At 39.4% G+C, this 25,257-nt stretch carries 25 protein-coding genes and 1 pseudogene; 21 read left to right on the top strand and 5 right to left on the bottom strand.

Annotated elements, in window-relative coordinates:
• The first annotated feature begins 36 nt into the window (after positions 1-36).
• The 7 genes and pseudogenes from FF52_RS05890 to FF52_RS05865 form a co-directional block, all read left to right on the top strand.
• Positions 37-624: a DUF417 family protein gene (locus tag FF52_RS05890; RefSeq protein WP_008463784.1), complete on the top strand. Its 588-nt coding sequence runs from the start codon at positions 37-39 to the stop codon at positions 622-624.
• A 63-nt stretch (positions 625-687) separates the two neighbouring features.
• The gene (locus tag FF52_RS05885; protein WP_008463782.1) at positions 688-1,638 is read left to right on the top strand and encodes a hypothetical protein; all 951 of its coding nucleotides are present in this window, start codon (positions 688-690) and stop codon (positions 1,636-1,638) included.
• A 137-nt stretch (positions 1,639-1,775) separates the two neighbouring features.
• A complete protein-coding gene (locus tag FF52_RS05880) occupies positions 1,776-2,165 on the top strand; it encodes a hypothetical protein (RefSeq protein WP_008463781.1) in 390 nt (129 codons plus the stop codon).
• A 171-nt stretch (positions 2,166-2,336) separates the two neighbouring features.
• Positions 2,337-2,741: a hypothetical protein gene (locus tag FF52_RS05875; protein ID WP_157498531.1), complete on the top strand. Its 405-nt coding sequence runs from the start codon at positions 2,337-2,339 to the stop codon at positions 2,739-2,741.
• Between the two features lie 212 nt (positions 2,742-2,953).
• Positions 2,954-3,109, top strand: coding sequence for a hypothetical protein (locus tag FF52_RS23600; RefSeq protein ID WP_157498529.1), 156 nt, complete (start codon positions 2,954-2,956; stop codon positions 3,107-3,109).
• Positions 3,106-3,768, top strand: coding sequence for a succinylglutamate desuccinylase/aspartoacylase (locus tag FF52_RS05870; protein ID WP_008463779.1), 663 nt, complete (start codon positions 3,106-3,108; stop codon positions 3,766-3,768). The genes FF52_RS23600 and FF52_RS05870 overlap by 4 nt, the downstream gene beginning before the upstream one ends.
• Positions 3,755-5,308, top strand: a pseudogene (locus FF52_RS05865) (DNA polymerase III subunit alpha); the annotation flags it as partial. The gene FF52_RS05870 and the pseudogene FF52_RS05865, both read left to right, overlap by 14 nt.
• A gap of 257 nt (positions 5,309-5,565) precedes the next feature.
• Here FF52_RS05865 and FF52_RS05860 read toward each other — a convergent pair.
• The 5 genes from FF52_RS05860 to FF52_RS05840 all read right to left on the bottom strand — a co-directional run bounded on the left by FF52_RS05860 (position 5,566) and on the right by FF52_RS05840 (position 11,576).
• The gene (locus FF52_RS05860) at positions 5,566-5,994 is read right to left on the bottom strand and encodes a DUF6527 family protein (protein ID WP_235023017.1); all 429 of its coding nucleotides are present in this window, start codon (positions 5,992-5,994) and stop codon (positions 5,566-5,568) included.
• Positions 5,981-7,159 carry a ThiF family adenylyltransferase gene (locus FF52_RS05855; RefSeq protein ID WP_008463774.1) on the bottom strand — a complete coding sequence of 393 codons (1,179 nt, stop codon included), beginning with the start codon at positions 7,157-7,159 and terminating at the stop codon, positions 5,981-5,983. Before FF52_RS05855 ends, FF52_RS05860 begins: the two co-directional genes overlap by 14 nt.
• Positions 7,134-7,853, bottom strand: coding sequence for a multiubiquitin domain-containing protein (locus tag FF52_RS05850; RefSeq protein ID WP_008463773.1), 720 nt, complete (start codon positions 7,851-7,853; stop codon positions 7,134-7,136). The genes FF52_RS05855 and FF52_RS05850 overlap by 26 nt, the downstream gene beginning before the upstream one ends.
• 251 nt (positions 7,854-8,104) lie before the next feature.
• Positions 8,105-10,477, bottom strand: a complete 2,373-nt coding sequence (locus FF52_RS05845) for a S8 family peptidase (protein ID WP_008463772.1) — start codon at positions 10,475-10,477, stop codon at positions 8,105-8,107.
• A gap of 7 nt (positions 10,478-10,484) precedes the next feature.
• The gene (locus tag FF52_RS05840) at positions 10,485-11,576 is read right to left on the bottom strand and encodes an AAA family ATPase (RefSeq protein WP_008463771.1); all 1,092 of its coding nucleotides are present in this window, start codon (positions 11,574-11,576) and stop codon (positions 10,485-10,487) included.
• 601 nt (positions 11,577-12,177) lie between these two features.
• On the opposite strand from FF52_RS05840, the gene FF52_RS05835 reads away from it, so the two are divergent.
• The 14 genes from FF52_RS05835 (at position 12,178) to FF52_RS05770 (ending at position 25,256) form a co-directional block, all read left to right on the top strand.
• Positions 12,178-12,570, top strand: coding sequence for a single-stranded DNA-binding protein (locus FF52_RS05835; RefSeq protein ID WP_008463770.1), 393 nt, complete (start codon positions 12,178-12,180; stop codon positions 12,568-12,570).
• 44 nt (positions 12,571-12,614) lie between these two features.
• Positions 12,615-12,977: a hypothetical protein gene (locus FF52_RS05830; protein WP_008463769.1), complete on the top strand. Its 363-nt coding sequence runs from the start codon at positions 12,615-12,617 to the stop codon at positions 12,975-12,977.
• A 23-nt stretch (positions 12,978-13,000) separates the two neighbouring features.
• Entirely contained in the window at positions 13,001-13,384 is a 384-nt protein-coding gene (locus FF52_RS05825; RefSeq protein WP_008463766.1) for a PcfK-like family protein, read from the top strand.
• Entirely contained in the window at positions 13,381-14,688 is a 1,308-nt protein-coding gene (locus tag FF52_RS05820; protein WP_008463765.1) for a PcfJ domain-containing protein, read from the top strand. Before FF52_RS05825 ends, FF52_RS05820 begins: the two co-directional genes overlap by 4 nt.
• A 274-nt stretch (positions 14,689-14,962) precedes the next feature.
• Complete coding sequence (locus FF52_RS05815; RefSeq protein ID WP_035690951.1) at positions 14,963-15,334, top strand: hypothetical protein; 372 nt, start codon at positions 14,963-14,965, stop codon at positions 15,332-15,334.
• 149 nt (positions 15,335-15,483) lie between these two features.
• A complete protein-coding gene (locus tag FF52_RS05810; protein ID WP_008463764.1) occupies positions 15,484-16,335 on the top strand; it encodes a DUF3347 domain-containing protein in 852 nt (283 codons plus the stop codon).
• A 14-nt stretch (positions 16,336-16,349) separates the two neighbouring features.
• Complete coding sequence (locus FF52_RS05805) at positions 16,350-17,420, top strand: hypothetical protein (protein ID WP_008463763.1); 1,071 nt, start codon at positions 16,350-16,352, stop codon at positions 17,418-17,420.
• Positions 17,421-17,551: 131 nt separating this feature from the next.
• Positions 17,552-18,244, top strand: coding sequence for a DUF3347 domain-containing protein (locus FF52_RS05800; protein ID WP_008463762.1), 693 nt, complete (start codon positions 17,552-17,554; stop codon positions 18,242-18,244).
• A 239-nt stretch (positions 18,245-18,483) separates the two neighbouring features.
• The gene (locus tag FF52_RS05795; RefSeq protein WP_008463761.1) at positions 18,484-18,996 is read left to right on the top strand and encodes a DUF3347 domain-containing protein; all 513 of its coding nucleotides are present in this window, start codon (positions 18,484-18,486) and stop codon (positions 18,994-18,996) included.
• 1 nt (position 18,997) lies between these two features.
• The gene (locus FF52_RS05790) at positions 18,998-19,468 is read left to right on the top strand and encodes a heme-binding domain-containing protein (protein WP_008463760.1); all 471 of its coding nucleotides are present in this window, start codon (positions 18,998-19,000) and stop codon (positions 19,466-19,468) included.
• Between the two features lie 4 nt (positions 19,469-19,472).
• Positions 19,473-20,783 (top strand): efflux RND transporter permease subunit, encoded by a 1,311-nt coding sequence (locus FF52_RS05785; protein ID WP_008463756.1) that lies wholly within the window; start codon positions 19,473-19,475, stop codon positions 20,781-20,783.
• Positions 20,770-22,704 carry an efflux RND transporter permease subunit gene (locus FF52_RS05780; RefSeq protein ID WP_008463755.1) on the top strand — a complete coding sequence of 645 codons (1,935 nt, stop codon included), beginning with the start codon at positions 20,770-20,772 and terminating at the stop codon, positions 22,702-22,704. The genes FF52_RS05785 and FF52_RS05780 overlap by 14 nt, the downstream gene beginning before the upstream one ends.
• Positions 22,655-23,938, top strand: a complete 1,284-nt coding sequence (locus tag FF52_RS05775; protein ID WP_008463753.1) for a TolC family protein — start codon at positions 22,655-22,657, stop codon at positions 23,936-23,938. Before FF52_RS05780 ends, FF52_RS05775 begins: the two co-directional genes overlap by 50 nt.
• Entirely contained in the window at positions 23,916-25,256 is a 1,341-nt protein-coding gene (locus FF52_RS05770; protein WP_008463751.1) for an efflux RND transporter periplasmic adaptor subunit, read from the top strand. The genes FF52_RS05775 and FF52_RS05770 overlap by 23 nt, the downstream gene beginning before the upstream one ends.
• Position 25,257 lies beyond the last annotated feature (1 nt).

Raw genomic sequence — 25,257 nt, 5'->3', positions numbered from 1 at the left:
TGTTCATCGTAGCTTTGCTTTATAAAAAAAGCGATCATGAGCAGAATACTATATTATCTGGCCGAAAGTAAAGACAAATCAGTCTACATGATACATATTGCCATTGCAGTGGTCATGATTTGGATCGGCAGTTTAAAGGCTTTTCAATATGAGGCGGACGGAATTGTCCCCTTTGTGGCAAACAGCCCACTGATGAGTTTTTTCTATGCCAGGGAAAGTCCGGAATACCAAAAGCATAAAAATCCCGAGGGGCTGGTGGTCAGATCCAACATTGAATGGCATCGCGAAAACGGAACTTACACATTTTCATATGCATTAGGAACCGTAATCTTCCTGATTGGTCTGATTGTGCTGCTGGGAATATGGTTTCCAAATGCAGGTCTGGCTGGCGGGCTGCTGACCGTGGCCATGTCGTTTGCCACCCTTTCGTTTCTTATCACAACGCCGGAAGTTTATGTTGCGGATCTTGGAGGCGACTATCCTGCGCCGCAGACAGGTTTCCCTTACCTTTCAGGAGCAGGACGACTGGTGCTGAAAGACATTATTATGCTCGCCGGAGGTTTTATGATCGCATCACATGCCGCCGCAAGGATCAGGCTTAGGACAGCTCAGCCATACAATTAATTTAATCGCTGGATTCCGTGGCGGCATGCAGCACCTCATTTAATCAAAGAATCAAATAAAAAAATGCAGAGTTCCCCTTACCTTAAAAGATTTATTAAAACCCAGAACAGCACAGTTAAACTTTTAAAAAGCCTTCTTTTTGTCACGGCAATGGTGCTTACAGCGCAGCTTGCAGGCGACAGGGAGATAATACTGCCTGAAATGGCCGCCTTGAGTATCGGCTGCTATTTCTATTCCGAGGAGGAATGGAGAAAAAGGCCCAGGGATCTGTTTCTGCTTCCTTCGATGACCGCCGCAGCAGGATTTGGGATAAATTATCTGCATGCCCCCTTGGCGGTCAAGCTTTCCATCTGCATGATAGTGATGGCTGCTGTTCTGAAACTGATGAAAAATATGATGGGACCGGCGCTGGCTACCGGCCTGCTTCCGATCATCACCAACTGCACCTCGCCCGCTTTTCTCGCCTCGATACTGCTCTTTACCCTGATCCTGTCACTTTCCGTTGGATACAGACAGCAGGCAGAGGCGCAGGATCAGTACAGGCAATCGGACATCCCCTGCGGAAAACTGCTTTGCTTCCTCTACCTTGTTATACTCTGGTTTGCCTTATGCCAGCGCTACGGACTGCTGAACATGGCGGCGATGCCGCCTATCATAGTGACCGGTTTTGAGATGCTGGGCGGCACCGGGAAACGGCATTCTTTCAAAAAACTGTTTAGAATTTCGGCCGCGCTGACCCTCTCTGGCTTTATCGGATCGGCCTCGCTTTATCTTTTTCCCGCACCTGCCATTGCTTTGTTTGCCGCAATGCCCCTGGTATTCGGGATGCTGAGAGTCCTTGATCTGAAGCTTTCCCCTGCCTATGCCATGGCTCTGCTTCCGATGGTGCTCCCTGCCCAGCGTCCTGTGATTTTTTCATTTAACGCACTTGCAATGTGCACTTATGTCATGGGAACCGTTTTTTTCCTTCAGATCGCATTTGCTGGACAGCAGAACGATCAGATGGAGGGATAATTTCTGCAGGCGCATTTACAAGCCAGTGCATGCTGCGAAGACAGCCATCTGGAAGTCTGCCTAATTTCGGCACATTATTTGGTGCTTTTATACGGATAAAATCTTCATATCCTTTTAATTAAAACCGATCTGAAAATATGAAAAGAACTTTATTTTCCTTTCTTGTCTTCGCCATCTCCATGGCCTCGTCCGCACAAAGCCAGCCCGCTGCCATTACCAATACATTTCCCTGCATCGACACGGCATACAGGCTTTACCCCACTAACAATATGTGGACCTATATCAAACTCAACACCCGAAACGGACAGATGTGGCAGGTCCAGTGGGATACTGGAAAAAACAGGTTCGAGTCTCCCCTTTCGCTAAAGGCACTTGCCGCACCCGATCAGGAAAAAAACTGCAGATTTGCCCTTAGCCCTACCACCAACATATACAATTTCATTCTCCTGGACCAGATCGACGGACGCGTTTGGCAGGTCCAGTGGTCAAGCAAACCCGAAGAGCGCGCCGTTTTAGCCCTCGAATAGAAAAATGCCATAAAAGCATTGCCCTTTATCAGTCCGTAGCATTAAGGCAGCATTCTTGCCGCACACCCGCCATTTAAAAATATTGGATAGGCATTGCTGCATAAAGGGATGAAGTTAAATCTTTGCTATATTTATTTTATGCCGGCTGATTTTATTTAAAATGCGCTATATTTGGCGGGATCAAAAAACTTAAACTGGCATTTCCTCTTAAGCATGAAGCATTTTAAAGGCATATTGATAATGGCGCTCCTTGCCATGCGAATGCTTTACGGCGTTGAAATCCACAGCGTCTCTTCCGTGCTTGCCGATTGTGCCGAGATACAGAATATTTCAGGCAGGAAAGCCGACCAATGCGCTGTTGATGCTCCACATAGTAAAAAGAAAATCCGCATAAGCGCTTCTTGTCAGGAAAAGAAAGAGAAGCATAAAACCGCTGCGCTTTTAAAATCCCTAACAGAAAAATTTACTGATGACGCGCTGTCGCTTCCTCATAGCAAAAGCACCGCATATTTTAAGCTGAACACGGCATTTGCAGATGCTTCAAAAAACTCCCTGCACAGACTCCATTTTTTCTAGACTCAAAATTAAATTCCGGCTTTACCTATTCGATTAACTGTCAATAGCCAGTTCAGCACATCGTAAAAGAAGGCTGCTTTTACAGTTGTCTGCTGCCCGCTGCGACTGCCAGCCTCTAAAACAGCGTCCTCTCCGGCTGCAAGTCCAGATAGAAAAGTGCCGGCTTACAAGAACAGCCCGTTTTTTTTACCATTCGGCTTGAAGAGTCCGATATGCCCCGTAAAACTATGGCGGTCCATACTCCTGCGGCGGTCTGCCGTACAGCTGAAAACCTTAACACAATTAATTCCAGACCTTCCGAAGGTCTGCAAACCAGCATGGCTATTCTGGATTCAGACAGAATAATTATCGATCATCTAATGCAATGAAAAATTTAATCTTTTCTTTTATATCCCTTTTGGCAATCCATAGCGCCCAGTCGCAAAAGAACTCGCTTAAGAAGTACCTGGAAAAACAGGATGCTTCGATAACTGATACGGTCATCTGTCTGAAATCCTCGGATTCGGTTTGGGCTGACCTTCCGGTAACCCTTATCAGGGGGCGCGAAAAAGGTCCAACCCTTACCGTAGCGGCCGGAATCCGAGAAGGCGGATTTTACGCCGCCGCTTCTCTTCTGCAGCTTCGCCGCGAATTAAAAACTGAAAAGCTCAAGGGGAATCTCATTATTATTCCCGACGCTGACGTGCTGCACTACAGCGGCCGCAGTTCCCAATCCAGCAGTCTCCGGATATCCCATCTTTCCGATGCTTTTCCGGGCAGCGCCAGAGGAACCGCGGCAGAATTGATTGCCGATTTTATTTCGACATCTGTCTTTGACGCCACTGATGTATTCCTAGAGCTGAACGGCTGTGATTCCGGCAGCGATCCGATAGCTTTCATGTGCTACTACGACAATCCGGAATTCATGCAGCAGACAATGCTGGCGTACCGCCTGAGCGAAGCAAGCGGACTTGGCACCATATTGAGCTATACTTACCCGCTCTCATCCGGAGAGCCCTCAAAATGCGCCGTGTGGTATTCGTCTTAACATCCGTGATACTACAATTTCAAAAAATGAGGCTAAGTGCAATGAGTTCCTTGCAATAGGAAAGACTATAGGCTGTTTTTATATTGAGAGCCCAGCCATGCGGGGACTGCTTCGTCGTTTAAATTGTGATAATTACAAAACTTTGGTAGCGGCTTCCTCTATCATACGCCCGGGCGTGGCGCAGTCAGGAATGATGAAAGAGTATATCTTCCGCCATAACCATCCAGACAAATTTGAGTATTTCCATCCTGTTTTTCAGGAACAATTGGGCGAGACTTACGGTATTATGGTATATCAGGAAGATGTTATCAAAATCGCACTGCATTATGGCGGACTGCCAGCAGCTGATGGAGATATACTGCGCCGTGCCATGTCAGGGAAAGGACGTTCTAAGGCAGCACTGCAGAAAGTGAAGGATAATTTCTTTCTATCTTGTGTACAGCAAGGCCATCCGCTAAAGCTAAGTGAGGAAATATATCGCCAGATAGAGTCTTTTGCTGGTTATTCTTTCTGTAAGGCACACTCTGCATCTTATGCGGTAGAGAGTTATCAGAGCCTTTATCTCAAGGTTTATTATCCTGTTGAGTTTATGGTGGCTGTAATCAACAATCAGGGAGGATTTTATCGCACAGAAGTATATGTCTATGAAGCAAAAATGTCGGGAGCTGCAATTCACAATCCTTGTGTAAACAAAAGTGAATTTGAAACCACACTATACGGCACAGATGTCTATCTGGGCTTTATGCACCTTCAGAGTTTTGAATCTAAAATCGCTCTTCTTATACAGCAGGAACGTGAAAAAAACGGATCATACAAATCGCTTGAAGATTTTATCAACCGCATTCCTATCGGTATCGAAGGAATACAGATCCTTATTTTCATCGGCGCATTCCGTTTCACAGGTAAATCAAAAAACCAGCTGCTTGTAATTGCACGGCTTATTTTAGTCAACTTTAAGCCTGAGAACCGAAACCTGATGCTTATTCAGGAACCTGTCAAGGAATATGAGCTTCCAAAACTGGAACGTTCTGAATTTGAAGATGCCTTTGATGAAATAGAGCTCTTAAGTTTCCCTGTATCCTGCTCCCCTTTTGATTTATTGCAGACAAAATTCAGAGGTGATGTAATGGCAAAGAATTTATTGATGCATCATAAGAAAACTGTCCGCATGCTGGCATATCTCATCTCACGCAAGCATGTCCCTACTAAGATGGGTGCTATGTATTTCGGAACTTGGATTGATGCTGATGGGGAATTTTTCGATACTGCACATTTTACAGACAGTCTTGCAAAATATCCATTTCAGGGAGGAGGCTGTTATTTATTACTAGGAAATGTTGAGGTCGATTATCACTTCCCTACTATTACTGTAACCAAAATGGCCAAAATGCCTTTCATTGCTGACCCCAGATATTCAAATACCAATGACAGACAATATAAAGTGCACGAACAGATTCGAGAAGATGTAAGTATGACACATCGTAAACCTTATCCGCAGGAACATGAGATTAATCTGCCCAGACAGAAAATGAAATCATAACAAATCAGTCATCTAACTGCAATACAACCTTACATCTACATTTATTATACAAGAACATGTACTCAAATGAGCAGGCAATTTTAGCATAATGAATATATTACAAATCTAAAATTTAAAAAATAAAAGTAATAAGTTCAATTTAATTTAAAAGAACTTATTACTTAAAACTTATAATCTGCTTCTCATTTTATGATTAACATTTCTTTTAAGTAGAAGTACCAATTATCATATTCTGCAAATGAATTTTAAACTGATTATTAAAATTTATAAAAAAAATTAAAAAAGTGCCTTAAGTTCCAATGTCTCGACTTGGGCTTATCTAATATTTCTTCTGTCTTATCTAATCTTTTATCTGCAGAAAAATAAAAATCATCTTTCATTTTCAAATCATTATCCCTGCCTTCTTGTATTTCATCCTGATTCCACTTTATTGCATGCTTAATTTCATTTTTTTTAATCCAATAATGCGATTGACAATCAAAATTCCAGTTTCCAATAGAAGGAGATAATGAGATCGATTTACCGTCAAATTCAAGTTGCCAGCCAGTAGGAGAAATTGGGGTCACTACCTTATTGCCGCAGCCACACACGCATTTGTGTATGGCTGTACAATATTCCATGGAAACATACAAGACTCCGTCTTCCAATATTTCCGGTATAAATTCAACGAATCTATACTGTAGCATCTTCATTGAAAATTTTAGAAACACCAATTGAATAGGAACTGTGATGCTCCCCCTCCAGATCGACGTAAAAACCACTGAGCTTCTTCCATTTTATTACCGCTAATGCAGCGTTAAGACAGTTCAAATCCGCGATTTGTATATTGGTGACATAATCATTATTATCATTGTCCTCGCTAAATATCCTATCGGGCAAATGATCACTTTTTTCTGCTGTTGCGGATGTTACGCGAACTGCTCCCATAAGTTTATTACCCACCACATTTACCCCTAGTCCTACATCAATGAATGATATGCCTTTACTTGCAAGATAATCAGATATAGATTTTCTGACACTGTTTTTGTCAACACAAATAAATACATAAGACATATTATCAAGTTCGCTATAAATATCTTTCCTTACATAGTAAGGGTGAGAAATTATTCTCCTGTGCATTTTAGAATAGGTTGTACCATAAAACTCTGCCTTCTTCAAATTTGCACGAAGATCTTCAATGGAGCTTGCACCAGGCGAGCGGAAAGCATTATGCTGATCAAAACTGTCACCATCATAGATATGCACTTCGGCTACTGGTGTTTTGGCTACCAAATCTAAAATATACGCTCCGGTACCGCCTAAACCAATAATGGCTATCTTTTGGTTAGAGAATGTATTATTAAGCATATCTATATTTGCTCTGCTTGAATTAGTATCCAAATAATGAAATACACCCTGATTATCATGATCAGTTATAACTTTAAATGTCTTCTCGGTAAGCGAGGGGTTTAAAAATTTAGCTGGCGCCGAAATAATATCCGCATAACGTTTTACCTTCTCATAGTAATTAGGATAACCTGCGGCAGGCTTATTAGAAAAAGAACGATTCACCGTTATTCCATCACGGAGCGTTGCATCAACGTTACTGTGCTGAATAGCCGTTATTAGGGAGCCGTCTTCATTACATGGGTTCTCACCAATGAAGTAAATCACATGATTATCAGGCACGCCAGTAGTCTCATTGTTCTTTAAGGTCAATGTACTTACCAATATTCCTAAAAGATGTTCCCTCTTATCATTCAAATAAGGTATATGGTGGACTAATAAAAATCCACCATTTACTTCAATTTCATATCCTTCGTCTCTAAGACGCTTCAGATCTACACTATGACTTATCAGTTGCTGTGACATCGAAAATCATTTTATGTTTAACCCTAACCACCGAATTCTTAACCATCGTTCCCTCTGGTTTAGGATCATGACCTCTACTGTAAGTAACCGTGTATCCCTTATTTGGATTATCATCATACAATCCAAATGCCAGCACAACAACTTCCTGAAAGGATATGGTTCTTTTTTTCCATTCTTTTGGAGCTGCATTTACAATAATTATGAAATCAGCCTTTGCTGGCTTGGAAAAAAAATGTTCCTCACCAGGGCGCGCAAGATCTACAATCTCATCATCAGTAATAAAATCATCTTCATAGCCTTCTTTGATGTCGAGATACAAATCGTCATTGGGATCAATATTGCCTAATTCCCTAATCTTGGCACCATTGATAAATTGCTTATACCAAATAAAGGGTATTTTGTTTATGGTGAAATGCAATTTCTTCTTCACAAAAAAATACTCTGTTTCTGGTCTGGCAAGATTGACCTTCGTATCGTTATCAATTAATTCATCACTGTAAGGCTTGCGTATGGACAGGTAAAGTTCTGTTTCAAGAGGAATACCTGCTTCTGCTTTTAATTCCTTACCGGTCTTATACTGGTCTTTTGTGAAATAGTCTTTTCCTTCAATTACATATTTAAGGACAGAGCCTGAGTTTTTATCCTCATGCTTATTTGGTTCTACATGACCGCTTTTATTATTGGAGTTTTCCATTGTACTTGTGTTTTATTATTTATATAAAATTTCCTCTAAAGACTTTAAGAACTTCCAAGAGGTGGAAGAACCAGACTTTTGTTGTTAAAATTTTGTTTTTGATAAAAAAACAACTTAGTTTTACACAACAAATGCAGGGATACAGAGGTGATAAGCCTCTATATAGAAGTCGAACAAACTTATTCCCTAACCCAATCCGCACCGCCAAGTTCTGATTGGGTTTTTTTATGTTTATCAATTATCTCATTTTATTAATTTTTATTATCAACTCTCACTTCAACTTCTTGTCTAATTTTAACATTGCCATGGATAAAGCTAAAACTATTCAATAGCTGAGTAACTTCATTATAAATATTACCGCGCTTCTTTGTGTCTTTTATTGTTATTATGCAGCAAAATTCCTGACTAGGTGTAAAATTCTGAGCTTCTGCCTTCGCCTCGGTATAATGTCTGAACAAACCTTCGAGTTTTAAATACCAGTTTTTAGGGCCTTTTAAATAATGCTCTTTATTGGCAGGAGTGAAATCATCAAAATTAACGCACCACTTTTTGACCGGCTGAAATTTATTTCCGTAAGAAATAAGCATACGCTCTGTTGAAAATTTATCCGTTACAGATTTATGCGTTTTTCGTGAATAAAGATTAGGCGCCAAAAGATTTTGTCGATTATCTGCTCCAATTGGGTTTTTAATCGTTTTCTGGGTAATGTCCCTGGCTACTTTAGTATCATAACTGCCAAACATAACATCTATATTACTTTGGCAGTATTCTACTCCTTGTGAAACTTCGAGAATTGGAGAAGTTACCAGCGTAACTGTAACTTCTCCATAATAATATCCATCCTCATCAATCATACTCTGAGGAAATGGAAAATCCAAAATATCAATAAAGCTTCCCTTTTCTAAGTTATCCTGCAGAATTAATGTAATCTCATTTGGTTCATTATACAAGATATCATCAATATTGGTAGGCAGACCAAATCCGGCATGATTTAATTTTTCCGCAAGCTCCATCTTCATCTCATCTGGATATTTCGCAGAATGTATGATTAAGCCCTTAAGCAGCGTTGGGCTAAACATTTCGTTTAGCTTAAAATTTAAACCCGCAGCAATAGCTGTAATACGCGGTGTCGAAAAACTTGTACCGACATTATGAGCTACCCCTCCAGAGGTCGAAAATGACTTAACAGTATTGTAAATTGCAGTATTTCTAGAATTCAAACCTGCATTTCCTCCAATATGAGTAAGATCAGGCTTTATCGTATAGGAAGGCCCGGGACCTTTTCTGGAAAAAGGCGAAGGATTATGCTTTCCTACCTGATCCGTTGCATTCTGATCATGTGAAATCGATCCCACTACCAGCCCTCTAACCGTATCAGCTGAATTAGCGATTCTTGATTTTGGTGCTTTGAATTTAAAATTTTCACAATTTCCTGCCGATTTGCAAATCAGCACATCGTTGTGATCCTGAATTTCATCCAATGCTTTTCCAAAATCTGAAAACTCATATAAATCTGCTTCTGTAGCAGTACCAAGTGAGAGATTCCAAATTTTTATATGATTATTTCTGCTTACCGCATCCCTGATGTTTTCAATGAGCTCATCTTCAGAAATAGCCTGTTTGTTTTTATCTGCAATAACGATAGCCTCATAAATTTTGCACCCTTCAAGACCGGTATATTTATTACCCTGGAAATCATCTCCATACAACAGTACGCCTGCAACAAAAGTTCCATGCCCCTTATTAATAACATCATCAATAAAATAAGTGCTGCGGTCATTCTCCAACCATGGCTCGAAATGCGGAATGTTTGCCACACCCGAATCCAGTATCCCTACTATCGGATATTCTTTTCCAGCTTTTGGATATTTTATGGGAATTTCGTCTTCACCGATCATTTCATCAAAAGTAATGTCATAAGTAGGCATTTCTGTTATCATTTGTATTCCATCGAAATCCTGCAGCAAATCAAGAGCATCTTCAGTAATAGAAGCGATACTATATATGTTGAGGTCTGCAGAATAAACAGTTTGTTCTGCATCAATATCATTGTTTTGGCAGAAAGATTCAAAGTTCTGGATAAGAATTCTATTTAATTCACTGTCTCCATAATTAAACAGCTTAACTTTTATCTTAGATTCGGTATTTGGATTAACATTAATTAATGGATGATAAACTTCAATATTCTCAATAGCATCGATACCCATTATAATTGAATCTGAAATAAAATTCTGATCTGCTTTTGCAAAATTATCGATCATCTTCTTAACATCACGTGCATTGTCCACTTTAACCAGTAATTCACTTTCTGAATTGAAACCTATTAAATTAAGTTTTTTATCCACATTGAAGATCAAAGCTATTTCTTTACGAAATCTCTTGGCAAGTGCGTCTTCGTTGACTTTAAGTCTTAAAACAGTTGGAGTATAATTATCCGAACTTACTTTTCGTTTCAAAAGCTGGTCAACCTCAATCAATTTCTCTCTAAAAATTATAGATTTTCCAGCGATGTTGTCCTTATTTACCCATTTAGGCATAGGACCTCCTCCGGCACCTTCAGTTCCGGATTCATCTTTTTCTCTTTTCTGGAAAAACTTAATTGGTAAATTTCTTTCGGTTGCCATATCTTAATTATTTATTTAGATAATTTCTTACCTGTCTTAATGAAACATTCATTTTATCTGCAATTGCTGTTTGTGAAATACCATTATCATTTAAAAATTCAATCATTTTGTCATAAGAAAAAGATCCGTGATTATTAAATTCAAAAATTTCAAAAAGTAGCTCATCATAAGTTAGTACCTCTTTCTCATGAATAATAACCTGTGACTTTGAATTATTAACTATTGTTTTTATATCTGATGGGGATTTACCCTCCAATAATTTTATTAGTCTGTCGTATTTCTTTTTATCATCAAAAAAATCAGTTTTAAAATCGTTTACAAACTCTTTTAATAATTCACTGATTTCATTTTCCTTTGGCATTCCGACCTCTATTACATGATTAAATCTTCTCCAAATCGCTTTATCTAATAATTCAGGATGATTTGTTGCCGCAATAAGTATGTTACTTGATGAAAAACTATCAATATTCTGTAATAAACTATTTATTACCCTTTTTAACTCACCAAGTTCATGCTGGTCGTCTCGTGCTTTTGCAATTGCATCAAATTCATCTAAAAACAAAATACAGGGTTTATTATCAGCAAAATCAAATATTTTTCTGATATTTTTTCCGGTATTCCCAAGTAGAGAAGATACAATTGCATCAAATCTTGCAATAACTAAAGGCAGGCCTGTCTGCTGAGAAATATATCTCGCAAGAGTTGTCTTTCCGCCTCCAGGCATACCATACAACAACAAAGTATTAGAAGTTTCGATTCCGTGTCCAATTAACTTATTCTGATGCTTAACTGCACTTATAAAATCCAAAATTTTATTGTGCATCAATGGGGGCAGCACAATTGGACTGGCGTTTTTATTTGGAATCTCAATATCAACAATACTCATTCTGCTTTCATGATCTACAGGCACAGTCAATAACTCATCCATAGTCACAGCCACACTGGGCTCTTTTTTCTCGATTACTTTTAAAATCATTTTTGACATCTTTTCATCACCGTCTTTCATGACTTTATCAGCAAGAAGCTTAGCATAACTATAAACTTTGCTAGAGTCTTTCGACAATCCTCCTTCTATGATTCTTAATATTTCAGTGTACATTTTCTGTTTTTTTATTGTAGGTTATGGTACAAATTTAATAAATTTTGATATTCAAAACACAAAAAGTGTAATATTTTTTTAAAAAATCGTATTTTTTTTACGGTTAACCGTAATATTACCACACAAACAAACCTATAAAACCTCGCTAATATTGGACTTCAGCAGTATTCAGAGCATATCTAAAAAATTTACTTAAAGATTACAATCAATTCTCTTTCAAAATAACTCCCATATAGCTAGCTGACCATAACCCATCCTAATAACGAATCCAGCCAGTACCCTAAAGATGAGAATTCAAGTCCTGCCACATTTGTTGTAGTAAAACCAACTGCATAAAACTTTAAAAATCAGCAAATAGATAAGTATTCATTTTCATTCGAAACGGCATAAAAAGGCAGCCAAGATAGTGCCCGCCGTATGCTGCATGCGCATAATGGCGCCGCTTTCGCTTGCCACCCTTCGGGACTTATAGCACTCCGCATCCTCATAACCGGTCACTTGATTCTTGCTTTCTTTTTTCCCGTTTTTTCTTTTGAAAACAATTTTTGGGAGTGCAGGGAGAAAGAAATTTTAAATAACAGTAACGCTAAAATTTAAAATCATGGAAATCACAGGACGTATTACAAAAGATGCATTAGCCCGTAAAGTGGGAAATAAAAAACAGGTCGTTAACTTCTCCATTGCCATCAATGATAGCTACAAACCCAAAGGAAGCACCGAGTACAAACAGATTACAACTTTTATCGACTGCTCGTATTGGCTCAATGCCAAACTTGCCGAATGGCTTAAAAAAGGGACGCTAGTTCAGCTCTTCGGGCGTGTGGGGCTGAGTACTTATATCGGTCACGACGGCTCGGCTATGGGGTCTTTAACCTTTCACATCAACAGCCTTAAGATTTTGGCTTTTGCCAAAAAAGAGGACACATCTGCGAGCGCAGTTTCTGCACCTAAAAAACAAAATTCCTCAGACGATCCCGATGACCTGCCTTTCTAAGGCAGATACTAGGATTGTATTTATAAACGCCAAAAAATCACATTATGAAAGCCTTAGACAAAAACGAGTATACGGACTACGATGTAAGCCATGTATTCAACGAAATCATTTTAAGCCATTTGGATAGCTATAACGGAAAGAAAAAACAGCAGTTGAAGTCTTTCCTCGAAGACTTACAGAAAGGGGGCTGTATCAGCGGTATGATAGGGGAATTTATCTACCACAACGACTGCAAAGCTTTTTACATCAAACACATTGAAGATTTGGAAGGCATCAAAGAGGACTTGGAAGAAGCATTCGGAGAGCCTGTAGCCAACCGCTATAAACTGCCCCACTATACTTTTTTATGCTGGCTCTGCTTTGAGGAGTACTGCTACGGCATTTACAGAGATGTCTTTGAACAATAGCTATTAATCAAACTTTTTCCATCATGAAACCATCTGAAGACTTTAAAACTGCTATAGAGAATTATCTCAATACAACTGCGCAGGGCGATTCAGCCTTTGCCCAAAGCCTTGCCAAAGAAACCAAAAACATCGAGAGCTGTTGCAGTTACATTTTTGGCGAGGTCAAAAAAACAGGATTGTGCGCCTTTGACAATCAGGAAATCTTTGATATGGCACTCAAATATTATAACGATGACAGTATTGGTGCGCCTGCACCAATCAACTGTAAAGTGGTGGTAAATCAGCCTGTAAAGGCTGATTTATTCAGCTCTGCTCCTGAAATGACTCCGCAGGTCGCAAGACCTGAAACTGTAGTGTTGCATACAGCGAAACCCGTACAGCAAACCTTAACACTTTTTGACTTATGAAACCGCATACCGCCATAGAAAAACAGATAGTCGCATTAAGCGAATCCCTTGCGCCCATTACCCCCGAAATACACTCATGGGCAGAAAAGACCATTTTTCTGAAATGGGGCGTTTTATCACGTGGAAAATTTCACTGTCTGGACTGTGGAAACGCTTGGAAACCCGAATCCGAAAAACAGTCTGCGAAATTTACGGCTTGCTTAGCCTGTAAAGGAAAACTTAAAATGCACGGTTGCAATCAAGTGCATTTCAAGGAAATAGAATACAGCGCAGTAGTAACTTGTCTTTCGGATTTTCAAATAGTGCGCATCATTTGTTCGACCAAACAGATGAAGAAGAACTGTCTGCCCTCCTATTCCCATACCGAAGTGATGCAGCATTGGATAAACCCAAAAGGCGAAGTGCGCACCATGTCACGCAGTACAAATGTTTTTTCGCACGCATACGATGCATGGCAGTACTATTCGCCCCTTGAAATCCGCCCAAAGGATTTTCAGAACTCTCCCAAGTACCGAATCAACCCCTACAGGTTTTATCCACGCTTGAAAGTGCTTCCCGTATTGAAACGAAATGGCTTTAAGACAAGTTTTTATGAGGTAGCACCTCAGGTGTTGCTTTCATCATTATTAAAAGACCACTGTGCTGAAACTCTGCTGAAAACTAGGCAGATTTCATGGCTCCGCTATTACCTTGAATCTCCCCATCAGCATGTCCTGCGCAACTGGCAGGCCGTAAAAATATGTCTTAAAAAGAATTATACAGTTTCCGATTTTGGAATTTGGGAGGATTATATCGAACTTTTGCGTTGGTTTAAAAAAGACATAACCTCCGCCCTGCTCGTCTGTCCTGCTGATTTACACTTGGAGCATGACAGATTGGTGGAGAAAAAACAGCAGTTGCTGAGAAAAAAATATCTTGTGAAAATGCGTGCGGAAATAGAAAAAGCGCAAGGTCTGTATGCTGAGGAGAAAAAACAGTTTTTCGGGTTATGCTTTTCAGGGGCAGGAATTACTATTTCAGTATTGGAGAATGTTTCTGAATTTATGACCGAAGGCGACAGCCTGAGACACTGTGTTTTTACCAATGAGTATTTCAAAAAGATAGATTCCCTGCTCTTCTCTGCACGCATTGACAACAAACCAATCGAAACTATAGAGGTTTCTCTTTCTAAAATGGAAATAGCACAGTGCCGTGGTTTGAGGAATCACAATTCAAAACATCATAAAGCTATTTTCAGTTTGATGAAAAAAAACCTTTATCAGATTCGCTCCCGAATGAAAAAGAAGAAAGCAGAACAATGCTAAAAGCGGAAAAACCGAAGAACTTTCGGTTTTTCCGCTTTATAACATTTCAGACACTGAAATTTTCCTTGCTGATTTATAGCAATCTTCCTCTTAGATTGTTCAAATCAAAAAAAAATAATTACTGTTCAATAGCGTACTGCCTTCAATGCAGACTATTAAACAGGGGAAGAAAAATCCATTTCTAAATAAACTATGAAAAAATAACAATTTTAACATTTCATTTATAAACAGAGATATTTTTATAATTATCTTTGTTTACGATTTTACATGTCTTATGAAAAGATTCCACATCATAGTAATTATTACCTTAGGTTTCTTCTTGATGCCAATGGCTACTTTTGCTTGTGGAAAACTTTCTGGAAAGATTTCTTATACTAAAGAAGCTTCCAAAAATCATGACAATGATTGCTGCTCGAAAGATGGCAGTCATTCCAAAAAAAATAATGATGGCTGCTGCGGTCATAAATGTGGGCACAAGTCATGCGGTTGTGTCTCAATCTGTAACGGAGGAATTACTTTCTTTAACCAACTTGACTTTAAAAACATCACTATAAGTGTTTTTTCTAAAAAACAAAAATTCCACAGTTCAGAAACCTCCATTCTCTCTGGTTTCTATACTATCTGGCTTATCCCTAAAATAAGCTAAATACCTTTTTTGACAGCCATACGTGTGTCAAAAAAGGAAGCCTAACTGCTTCATTTTTTTATTTTTCGCTTTTTGTAGAATAATTCTCTATACAGTTCTTGTATGCAATTATTTCTCAAAAGCAATATTCACTTCAAATACATTTTAAAATGAAATCAATTCAAAAAGGATTGATGGCAATCACTCTATTGCTGTCAGTCATAGTGTTTGGCGCACCTATAAAAAATGCAAAAAACATAAATGCAAAAATTTATGGTAATTGTTTAATGTGCAAAACTGCTATTGAAAAAGCAGGAAACATCAAAAATATCGCTTCGGTAAACTGGAATGAAAACACCAAAATAGCGGCTATTACCTATGATGAGAAGAAAACAAATCAGGATGAAGTCCTGAAAAGAATTGCCTTAGCAGGATATGACAGCGACCAGTTCTTAGCTCCTGGTGACGCCTATGCAAAACTTCCACAATGCTGCCAATATGAAAGAACAAATATGGCGGCTCCAATAAAAAAATCCGAAATGGATATGGGTAAAATGGATCATTCACAGCATACAGCCGCAGTTCCTGCAGATGCACAAGAAAACAGTCCTTTTAAAGCAATTTTCGACAGCTACTTTGATGTAAAAGATGCTTTGGTGAAAACAGATGCTAAAACTGCCGCATTGAAATCTAAAGAGCTCCTTACTGCAATCAATGCTATTAAAATGGAGAACCTAAAGCCAAAAGAACATACTGCATGGATGAATGCAATGAAAAGTTTAGCTTCAGATGCCACAAATATTTCTGAAAACCAAGATGTAAAAAAGCAAAGGGAATCCTTTAAAAGCCTTTCCAAAAACACGTACGATCTTATAAAAACTGCTGATCAGCCGCAGCCGGTTTATTATAATCATTGTCCAATGGTTGATGCGAATTGGCTCAGCAAAGAAAGCGGCATCAAGAATCCGTATTACGGTTCACAGATGTTAAGCTGTGGATCAACTATAGAAACAATCAAATAATCCCAAATCAAAAAATGAAAAATATAATAACCGTTAGTTCAATGCTTGGAGTTTTAATTTTAGGGACCGTTTCGCTGTTTTCTTGCAGTAAAATGGATGATATGAATATGTCCGATCCAAAACTGAATATAAACTATCCTGCCGCTTATGTGGTCAATGGTCAGGACGGCACAATTTCAGTAATCAAATTGGAAACTAATGAAGTTACAGAAACCTTAAGCCTAATGGGCAGCGGCAACGATATGATCATGTGGCCGCACCACATTTCTTTACATTCCAATCATCTGGCTATCGGTGTACCCGGAATGGACTTCTCTGCAGGCCATACCGCAGGTATGGGAGGAATGACAGGTAAACTCCTTGTAATTGACCCAGCCAGTGGGGCAACAGTAAAAAATATCAGCCTGCCAATGATGAACCACAACACAATATACAGCCCAAATGGTTCAGAAATCTGGGTGCCGCAAATGGACATCAATGGAAAAGTTCTGGTTTATGACGCCTTAACATACGCATTGAAAAGCACCATTGCAGTTGGCATGATGCCCGCTGAGCTTACCTTTTCTTCTGATGGGACTAAGGCTTATATTGCTAATGGAGATGACAATACTGTGTCAGTTATAAATACCGCAACCAAGCAGGTTACAGCCACAGTTGCTGTGGGAAAAAACCCTGTGGGTGCCTGGACAGGAACTGACGCCAGAATGTATGTTGATAATGAAGACGGGCAATCTATCTCGGTAATCAATGTGGCAACCGATGCCGTAGGCCAAACCATTGATCTAGGATTTATGCCTGGAATAGCGTCTCACAATGGAAATAAGAAAGAACTTTGGGTAAGTGATCCTGTCAATGCAAAAGTCCATTATTGGACCTGGGACCAGACTAAGATGATGTGGGTTCATGGAGGTGTATTCACTACTGGTGCCGGTGCACATGCTATAACATTTACAGCAGATGGAAATACTGCCTATGTGACCAATCAGACCGCCAATACGGTCTCTGTTGTTAATGTATCAAACCATACGGTCTCTAAAACGATTAATGTCGGTAGAAAACCCAACGGATTGGTGCTGAAAATATAAATCTGATATAAAGGCATTTAAAAGGCAAAATAGAGATTGGATTTGCAATCAAAAAAAGAATAATTCTTATAACACTCAAACAAAGGAATGTTAGACAAAAAAACATTCATTAGAGATAAAAACTAAAAAAAATGAAAAAACTAATTTTCTCAACCCTTGTAATGGCAATTGTACTTACAGCTTGTAATTCAAAAAACAAAGAAACTGCAGCTCCTGAAGCGGCTTCCGGGACAGCTCAGAATGACTCGCAATTGTATGCCTGTTCCATGCATCCTGAAATTACAGGAAAAAAAGGAGACAAATGTTCCAAATGCGGAATGGAATTAACCGAGCCAGTAAAGGAAACGGCCGGAAAAAGTGCAGAAGTAGAAACAGCCCAGACTGCTCAAGGAACATTTTCTATAAACGAAATCGTGAGTAATTATCTGTCCCTAAAAAATGCATTAACCAAAGATGATACAAAAGGAGCTGCAGATGCAGGCAAGGCATTATATGCAGTTTTTAACAGTGTAAATCCCAATTCGATAGATGCGAAATTAAAAGCAGAATATCTTGATATTGCTGATGATGCCAAAGAACACGCAGAACATATTGGAGCTAACGGCGGAAATATTGAACACCAGAGAGAGCATTTTGCCGTGTTAAGTAAAGACATGAATGATTTGATAAAATCTTTCAAATCAGAACAAAAATTGTATCAGGACTTTTGTCCTATGTATGATGGCGGAAAAGGAGCTATTTGGATAAGCGAAACCAAGGAGATCAAAAACCCATATCAAGGAAAAAAAATGTTAACCTGTGGTTCTATGAAAAAAGAACTATAGTACAGCTAAGTACTAATAAATTTATCGGGCTGTTTACATAATGACCACTCAATTTTCTCGTGACTAATGATGTTCATAATTTATTGAAATGTATCTAATTTTTTTAGACTACGCCGTGCGATACTCTTTGCTGAATATTCACTTATTTCCCATGTGTTTATTGTGTAGACAGTCCAATAGATATTTAGAAAAAAAATCAATAGCAACCTATTTTTTAAACAATTTAAAATATAATTAAAATGAAAAATACAATTCTTTCAGCCATATTAATGGTATGCGTAATGGTTTCTGGCAATGCGCAAAGCAAAAAAACAGAAGCAAAATTTTCAACTCAGCAAATTGTTGCAGATTATTTAGCGTTAAAAAATGCACTCGCAAAAGATGACAGCAACGGGGCCGCTAAAGCTGGCAAGGCACTGTATTCGGCTTTCAAAACCACAAATGTAAAATCGATAAATCCAAAATCCAAAGCTGAATATCTTGATATAGCTGACGATGCCAAAGAGCATGCAGAACATATTGGGGCCAATGGCGGTAATATTGAGCATCAAAGAGAGCATTTCGCTCTATTGAGTAAAGACATAAATGATTTGATCAAAACTTTTGGAGCTGCAAAAACACTATATCAGGATTCTTGCCCTATGTATGATGGTGGAAAAGGAGCTATCTGGATCAGTGAAACAAAAGAGATAAAAAACCCTTACTATGGTTCTAAAATGCTTACCTGCGGTTCAATGAAAAAACAATTGTAAAATGAAACGGTTCATCAGAAAGATTCTTTTTATTGGGTTAATTATTTTTCTACTGATGCAATTGTATCAGCCTGCCCGCAATTCCGATTACGGGCAGGTTTTACCAATTCACATTTCAAAAGTCTATCCCATTCCCAAAAATATACAAACGATTCTTAAGACTTCTTGTTACGATTGTCACAGCAGCAACACGCAATATCCATGGTACTCCTACATCCAGCCGGCACGTACCTTTATGGAAGGACATATCAAGGAAGGAAAAGAAAATTTGAATTTCAGCCAATGGGGAAGTTATTCGAAACGAAAACAGGAAAATAAATTAGACCGAATTGCCAAGCAGATAAAAGCCAATCAAATGCCTTTGGCTTCCTATACGCTGATCCATAAAGATGCAGTACTGAATACTGTTCAGAAAGAACAGCTACTCAATTGGATTGAAAAAGTAAGTGATAGTCTTTCAAAAATAAATTAAATCTATGGTACACAAATTAATAGAATGGTCCCTGCGCAACCGTTTCATCATATTACTATTATCAGCAGGAATATTTGTTTGGGGTATTATCTCTATTCAAAAAAATCCTATTGATGCTATTCCAGATCTATCTGAAAATCAGGTAATCGTTTTTACAGAATGGATGGGACGTGCTCCACAGCTCGTTGAAGACCAGATCACCTATCCCTTGGTTACCAACCTTCAGGGATTGCCTAAAATTAAATATGTAAGGGCTGCTTCCATGTTTGGAATGAGTTTTATCTATGTCATTTTTGAGGATGATGTTGATGTATACTGGGCAAGATCAAGAGTACTGGAAAGGCTCAGTACAATTAGCAGCACCCTGCCCAAAGGAGTTGCACCGCAATTGGGACCCGATGGAACCGGAGTTGGCCATATACTCTGGTATACTTTGGACGCTCCCGGCATTGACCTTGGCGAACAAAGGGCACTGCAGGACTGGTATGTCAAATTTGCTTTGCAAAATGTCCCCGGAGTAAGTGAAATTGCTTCTTTTGGAGGATTTCAAAAAGAATACCAGGTTACCATTGATCCAAACAAACTGCTATATTATAAGCTGTCTGTCCCTGAGGTTATAAGCGCCGTACGAGCCAATAATAACGAAAGCGGCGGAAGAAAATTCGACATGAGTGATATTGGCTATATCATTAAGACATCCGGTTATCTGAAATCCATAAAAGAAATTGAGGATATTCCACTGAAAAACCAGAATGGTATCCCTATAAAAGTCAGCGATATAGGAACAGTCCAGATGAGCGGAGAAACCCGATTGGGAATCTTTGATCATAATGGTACAGGCGAAGCTGTTGGAGGCATCGTCGTGATGCGTTACGGTGAAAACGCCGATGCCGTTATTGATAATGTGAAAGAAAAGATGAAAGAAGTCGCAAAAGGGCTTCCTAAAGGGGTAAAATTCAATATTGTATATGACCGAGGGCATCTGATCAAAGAGTCTATTGATTCGGTTAAGCGCACCTTAATTGAAGAGATGATTGTGGTTTCGCTTATCGTTATTATTTTTCTTTTCCATTGGCGCAGCGCATTAAGTATCATAATCCAGATCCCAATTACAATTGCCGCGAGTTTCATACTTCTAAATGCCTTTGGAATATCCTCCAATATCATGTCCCTTACCGGTATCGCACTTGCCATTGGGGTAATAGTTGACAACGGTATTATTATGAGTGAAAATGCCTACCAGCATCTCTCACAACGGTATGCACAATGGGAATCCGAACAAAAAACTGAAACAAACTCTGATGAAAAGAATTAAAAATATATTTCGCAAAAAAACACAGTGGATATCCGAAGAGGAAAGGCTTAAAGTAATTGAGAAAAGCAGCAAGCAGGTTTCTCGCGGGGTATTCTTTGCCACCATAATTATAATTACTTCTTTCCTGCCTGTATTTATGCTTACCGGACAGGAAGGAAAGCTATTCCATCCCTTGGCTTATACAAAAACTTTCATACTGATTGTGGATGCCTTGTTGGTACTTACATTAGCTCCGGTACTGATCTCTTTTTTTATGAAAGGGAAATTCCGTCCAACTGATGCACATCCCGTAAATCGTTTTTTGGAAAAAGGTTATGAGCCTATCATACGCTGGGTCCTAAAATGGAGAAAAACAACCCTTACGGTTAATATTTTGGCGTTATTGATTTCCATTCCATTATTGATGCGGCTGGGAACAGAGTTCATGCCCCCACTGGATGAGCAGAGCATTTTATTTATGCCTGTTACCCTGCCTGATGTATCCAATGGAGAAATCAAACGCATCTTGCAGGTACAGGATAAAATAATAAAATCAGTTCCCGAAGTAGAAAGTGTTTTAGGCAAAGCCGGACGGGCTAATACAGCTACCGATAATTCCCCAATGAGCATGATTGAGACCATTATCATGCTAAAACCAAAATCAGAATGGCGTAAAGGAATAGACAAAAAAGACATTATTAAGGAACTCGATACCAAACTGCAGATCCCGGGTGTGGTAAACGGTTGGACACAGCCTATCATCAACCGTATCAATATGCTCGCTACAGGAATTCGTACCGACGTGGGTATTAAAGTCTACGGTCAAAATCTCGATACCATTGCGCGAGTATCAGAAAGAGTAAAAATGGCTTTAGAGGGAACCCCTGGAGTGTCTGACTTATTTGTGGATCCTATTACTGGTGGCAAATACCTGGATGTTGATGTCAATCGTTCCGAACTGGCCCGTTATGGACTCACTGTAGATGACGTAAACCAAACCGTGGAATTTGCCTTAGGAGGAGCGTCCATCGGCAATACCGTTGAAGGACGAAGACGATTTTCAATAAGCGTTCGTATGGCACAGGACTATAGAAATAGCGTAGAACGCATTAAACGCATTCCCCTGCAGTCTCCAACCTTTGGAGAGGTGCCCCTATCTTCTGTTGCCGATATTAAATTCGTAGATGGCCCTCCAATGATTAGTTCAGAAAATGCACTCCTTCGCGGGGCAGTCATGTTCAACATACGTGATCGTGATATGGGGGGAACCGTACAGGAAGCTATGAAAAAATTAGAAAGTGCCAAAAATATACTTCCCGAAGGGTACTTTATAGAATGGAGCGGACAATATGAGAACCTGATCAGCGGAGAAAAGACCCTTAAAATCATTGCACCGATAGTATTGCTTATTATTTTCTTCTCCCTCTATTTTGCCTTTAATTCCCTTAGAGAAGCCTTCTTAAGTCTTATAACAGTGCCTTTTGCTTTGATTGGAGGTGCCTATATAATTTTTTTCTGGGATGTCAATCTATCAGTGGCAGTAGCTGTAGGTTTTATAGCCTTGTTTGGTATTGCCGTGGAAACCGGAATTGTGATGGTTATCTATCTCAATGATGCAATGGAGCAGCTTATCAAGGCCAAAGGTAATTCAAGAGAAACCATTACTAAAGACGATCTCAGAGAATATGTGGTACACGGCGCCGCAAAGAGATTACGCCCAAAACTAATGACCGTCTGTGTCTCATTATTTGGATTAGTGCCTGTCCTTTGGTCCAATGGTGTCGGAATGGATGTAATGAAACCAATCGTATTGCCTATGATTGGCGGCGTATTTACCTCTGCCGTACATATCTTATTAGTAACCCCGCTTATTTTCCTAATGTCTAAAGAATATGAATTACGAAAATATGGCAAACTTGAAGTACATGATGTCAAACATTAAAATACTGGCAGTACTATTGCTTTTACTGCCATTACAGCTATTGAGCCAGACCCAACAGGTCTTGTCTCTTGATACAATCCTTCACAGGATTGATAAAAAAAACGTGCTCCTGCAAAGCTATAGCCTAAAGGCTGAAGGGTACAAATATAGTGCTGATGCCGCAACGGCATGGATGGCACCAATGGTGGGTGTTGGGACATTTATGACACCCTATCCTTTTCAGGAAGTTATGGATGACCGCGACAAAGGATCTTTAATGTTCAGAGTTGAACAAGATATCCCCAATATAGGAAAGCTAAACAAGAAGAAAAAATTTATCCAGTCCCAAGGAAATATTGAGAACGCTACGCGGACCGTTACCCTTAACGACTATAAAGCGCAGGCCAAACAGCTCTACTACAGCTGGATGGTAGCCGAAGAGCGAATGAAAGTTTTGGATCAGAACGAAAAGATAATGTTGACCATGAAAAAGATTGAGGAAGTACGCTATCCTTACAATCAGTCGCAATTGGGTAATGTATACAAGATTGACGCAAGGATTGAAGAGAACAAAAATATGATCCGCATGCAGGAAGGTGAAATCGCAAAAGCAAGAGCATGGCTCAACAGCTTGATGAACCAGCCTGGCAATGCTGATTTTTCAATCGACACAAGTATTACTCCTGTCTTCAACCCTGCTTTGCACGACACCACAAGTCTTGCTGCTGTGCGGGGAGATATTAAAAAGATGGATGCGGGAATTGAATCGATGCAGCTCAGTATTCAGGCGATGAAAGCGGAGAAAAATCCCTCTTTTAAAATCCAGTTTGACCACATGAATTCTTTCGATAAAATGATGCCCAAAGCCTATTCGGTAATGGCAATGATGTCTATTCCTATTGCTCCATGGTCATCAAAAATGTATAAATCAGATGTTAAAGCAATGCAATATAATGTACAGGCAATGGAGAAAGAGAAATCCGCCATGCTGCAGGAAACCCAGGGTATGTTATATGGTATGCAATATGAAATACTGACCATGCAAAAAAGAATCCAGGGACTCGAAACAAAAATAATCCCTTCAATGCAAAAATCGCTGGATGTAAACTTTCTGAACTATCAGGAAAACAAACTGCAGATTCCTGTAGTAATTGACTCCTGGGAAGCTTTAAATATGCTGCAGAATAACTTATTAGATGAAAAATTAAAACTATATCAAATGATTGTCGATTATGAAAAAGAACTCTATCGCTAAGTTAGTCGGATTGTTATTCGTTTCGATATTATTATTGACAGCCTGTAACAAGAAAACCGAGCCTAACAATAAGCCAGCACACCAGCATAGTACAAATCAGGAATATACCTGTCCAATGCATCCCGAAGTTATCCAGGATAAGCCCGGCAGCTGTCCAATATGCGGGATGGAATTGGTCCCAAGGCATACCGCTGGAACGGAAACAGCCATAGACAGCAGCTTAAAACACCTGCTAAAACCAGTTAACGAACAAGTCGTTTCAAATATATCTGTCATAAAAGCTGACCAGAGTACTAAAATATTCTCCATGCATGTACAGGGAATTATTACCTACGATACCCGTGACCAGACCAGCATTTCCAGCAGGGTAAGCGGAAGGATTGAGCGTCTGCTGATTAATTATAATTACCAGCCCGTAAAAAAAGGACAGTTGATCATGGAAATCTATTCCCCTGATCTGGCTGCCGCGCAAAGAGAGTTGTTGTTTATTTATCAATCTGACCCAAACAATCCGATGCTTCAAAAAGCAAAAGACAGACTGTCTCTCCTGGGTATGCAGCAGGGGCAAATTCAACAGGTATTAAAAACAGGTAAAATCTCCTATCGCATTCCTGTTTACAGTAATGCCACCGGGTACATCTTAGACAACACGGCAGCGGCAAATGCTTCTACAGCAGCTCCTGCGGCTTCGCCTCAAAGCGCACCGTCAGATGATGGCATGGGCGCAATGGGTTCAAGTAGCAGTGCAGCATCAAATAGCAGCGCATCTACCCCTACTTCCTCTGCTATTATGCTAAGAGAAGGACAATATGTTGGTGCAGGACAATCTCTTTTTACAATTTATACCAACAAAAACCTTATCGCTGAGTTTGCTTTTGATCCATCGGTATCATCCCAGATTAAAAAAGGACAAAAGTTGGTGTTTTATGAACCCTCAGATAAGCAAACCGTGTATACTGGTACTATCGGACTCATTCAACCCGTCTTTAAAGAGGGAAGCAACTTTACCATAGCACGGATTTATTTGCAGGATAATAAATTTCAGACCGGAAAATTAGTAACTGCAGCCATTCCTATTGTCAGTAAAGGCTGGTGGCTTCCGCAAAGCGCCGTTCTTAATTTAGGAAATAAATCCATCGTTTTCAAAAAAGAGCAGGACGTGTTTGTTCCCAGAGAAGTTAAAACGAAAAATAATGGTGATGGAATGGTGCTAATAGACCAAGACATCAGTAATTGGAATATCGCCAGTAATGCGGCTTATATGATAGACAGTGAGAGTTTTATCAAGACAGCTTCAGAAAATAAATTAAAAAATTAAG

This window comes from Flavobacterium sp. F52 (assembly GCF_000278705.1).
Taxonomy (GTDB): domain Bacteria; phylum Bacteroidota; class Bacteroidia; order Flavobacteriales; family Flavobacteriaceae; genus Flavobacterium; species Flavobacterium anhuiense.
This window is presented reverse-complemented; position numbering and strand designations above follow the sequence as displayed.

Bases quoted from the DNA above. Each gene is read 5' to 3' on its own strand.
- FF52_RS05890 (WP_008463784.1), top strand. From the start codon at position 37: ATGAGCAGAATACTATATTATCTGGCCGAAAGTAAAGACAAATCAGTC.
- FF52_RS05885 (WP_008463782.1), top strand. From the start codon at position 688: ATGCAGAGTTCCCCTTACCTTAAAAGATTTATTAAAACCCAGAACAGC.
- FF52_RS05880 (WP_008463781.1), top strand. From the start codon at position 1,776: ATGAAAAGAACTTTATTTTCCTTTCTTGTCTTCGCCATCTCCATGGCC.
- FF52_RS23600 (WP_157498529.1), top strand. From the start codon at position 2,954: ATGCCCCGTAAAACTATGGCGGTCCATACTCCTGCGGCGGTCTGCCGT.
- FF52_RS05870 (WP_008463779.1), top strand. From the start codon at position 3,106: ATGAAAAATTTAATCTTTTCTTTTATATCCCTTTTGGCAATCCATAGC.
- FF52_RS05860 (WP_235023017.1), bottom strand. From the start codon at position 5,994: ATGCTACAGTATAGATTCGTTGAATTTATACCGGAAATATTGGAAGAC.
- FF52_RS05855 (WP_008463774.1), bottom strand. From the start codon at position 7,159: ATGTCACAGCAACTGATAAGTCATAGTGTAGATCTGAAGCGTCTTAGA.
- FF52_RS05850 (WP_008463773.1), bottom strand. From the start codon at position 7,853: ATGGAAAACTCCAATAATAAAAGCGGTCATGTAGAACCAAATAAGCAT.
- FF52_RS05845 (WP_008463772.1), bottom strand. From the start codon at position 10,477: ATGGCAACCGAAAGAAATTTACCAATTAAGTTTTTCCAGAAAAGAGAA.
- FF52_RS05840 (WP_008463771.1), bottom strand. From the start codon at position 11,576: ATGTACACTGAAATATTAAGAATCATAGAAGGAGGATTGTCGAAAGAC.
- FF52_RS05835 (WP_008463770.1), top strand. From the start codon at position 12,178: ATGGAAATCACAGGACGTATTACAAAAGATGCATTAGCCCGTAAAGTG.
- FF52_RS05830 (WP_008463769.1), top strand. From the start codon at position 12,615: ATGAAAGCCTTAGACAAAAACGAGTATACGGACTACGATGTAAGCCAT.
- FF52_RS05825 (WP_008463766.1), top strand. From the start codon at position 13,001: ATGAAACCATCTGAAGACTTTAAAACTGCTATAGAGAATTATCTCAAT.
- FF52_RS05820 (WP_008463765.1), top strand. From the start codon at position 13,381: ATGAAACCGCATACCGCCATAGAAAAACAGATAGTCGCATTAAGCGAA.
- FF52_RS05815 (WP_035690951.1), top strand. From the start codon at position 14,963: ATGAAAAGATTCCACATCATAGTAATTATTACCTTAGGTTTCTTCTTG.
- FF52_RS05810 (WP_008463764.1), top strand. From the start codon at position 15,484: ATGAAATCAATTCAAAAAGGATTGATGGCAATCACTCTATTGCTGTCA.
- FF52_RS05805 (WP_008463763.1), top strand. From the start codon at position 16,350: ATGAAAAATATAATAACCGTTAGTTCAATGCTTGGAGTTTTAATTTTA.
- FF52_RS05800 (WP_008463762.1), top strand. From the start codon at position 17,552: ATGAAAAAACTAATTTTCTCAACCCTTGTAATGGCAATTGTACTTACA.
- FF52_RS05795 (WP_008463761.1), top strand. From the start codon at position 18,484: ATGAAAAATACAATTCTTTCAGCCATATTAATGGTATGCGTAATGGTT.
- FF52_RS05790 (WP_008463760.1), top strand. From the start codon at position 18,998: ATGAAACGGTTCATCAGAAAGATTCTTTTTATTGGGTTAATTATTTTT.
- FF52_RS05785 (WP_008463756.1), top strand. From the start codon at position 19,473: ATGGTACACAAATTAATAGAATGGTCCCTGCGCAACCGTTTCATCATA.
- FF52_RS05780 (WP_008463755.1), top strand. From the start codon at position 20,770: ATGAAAAGAATTAAAAATATATTTCGCAAAAAAACACAGTGGATATCC.
- FF52_RS05775 (WP_008463753.1), top strand. From the start codon at position 22,655: ATGAATTACGAAAATATGGCAAACTTGAAGTACATGATGTCAAACATT.
- FF52_RS05770 (WP_008463751.1), top strand. From the start codon at position 23,916: ATGAAAAAGAACTCTATCGCTAAGTTAGTCGGATTGTTATTCGTTTCG.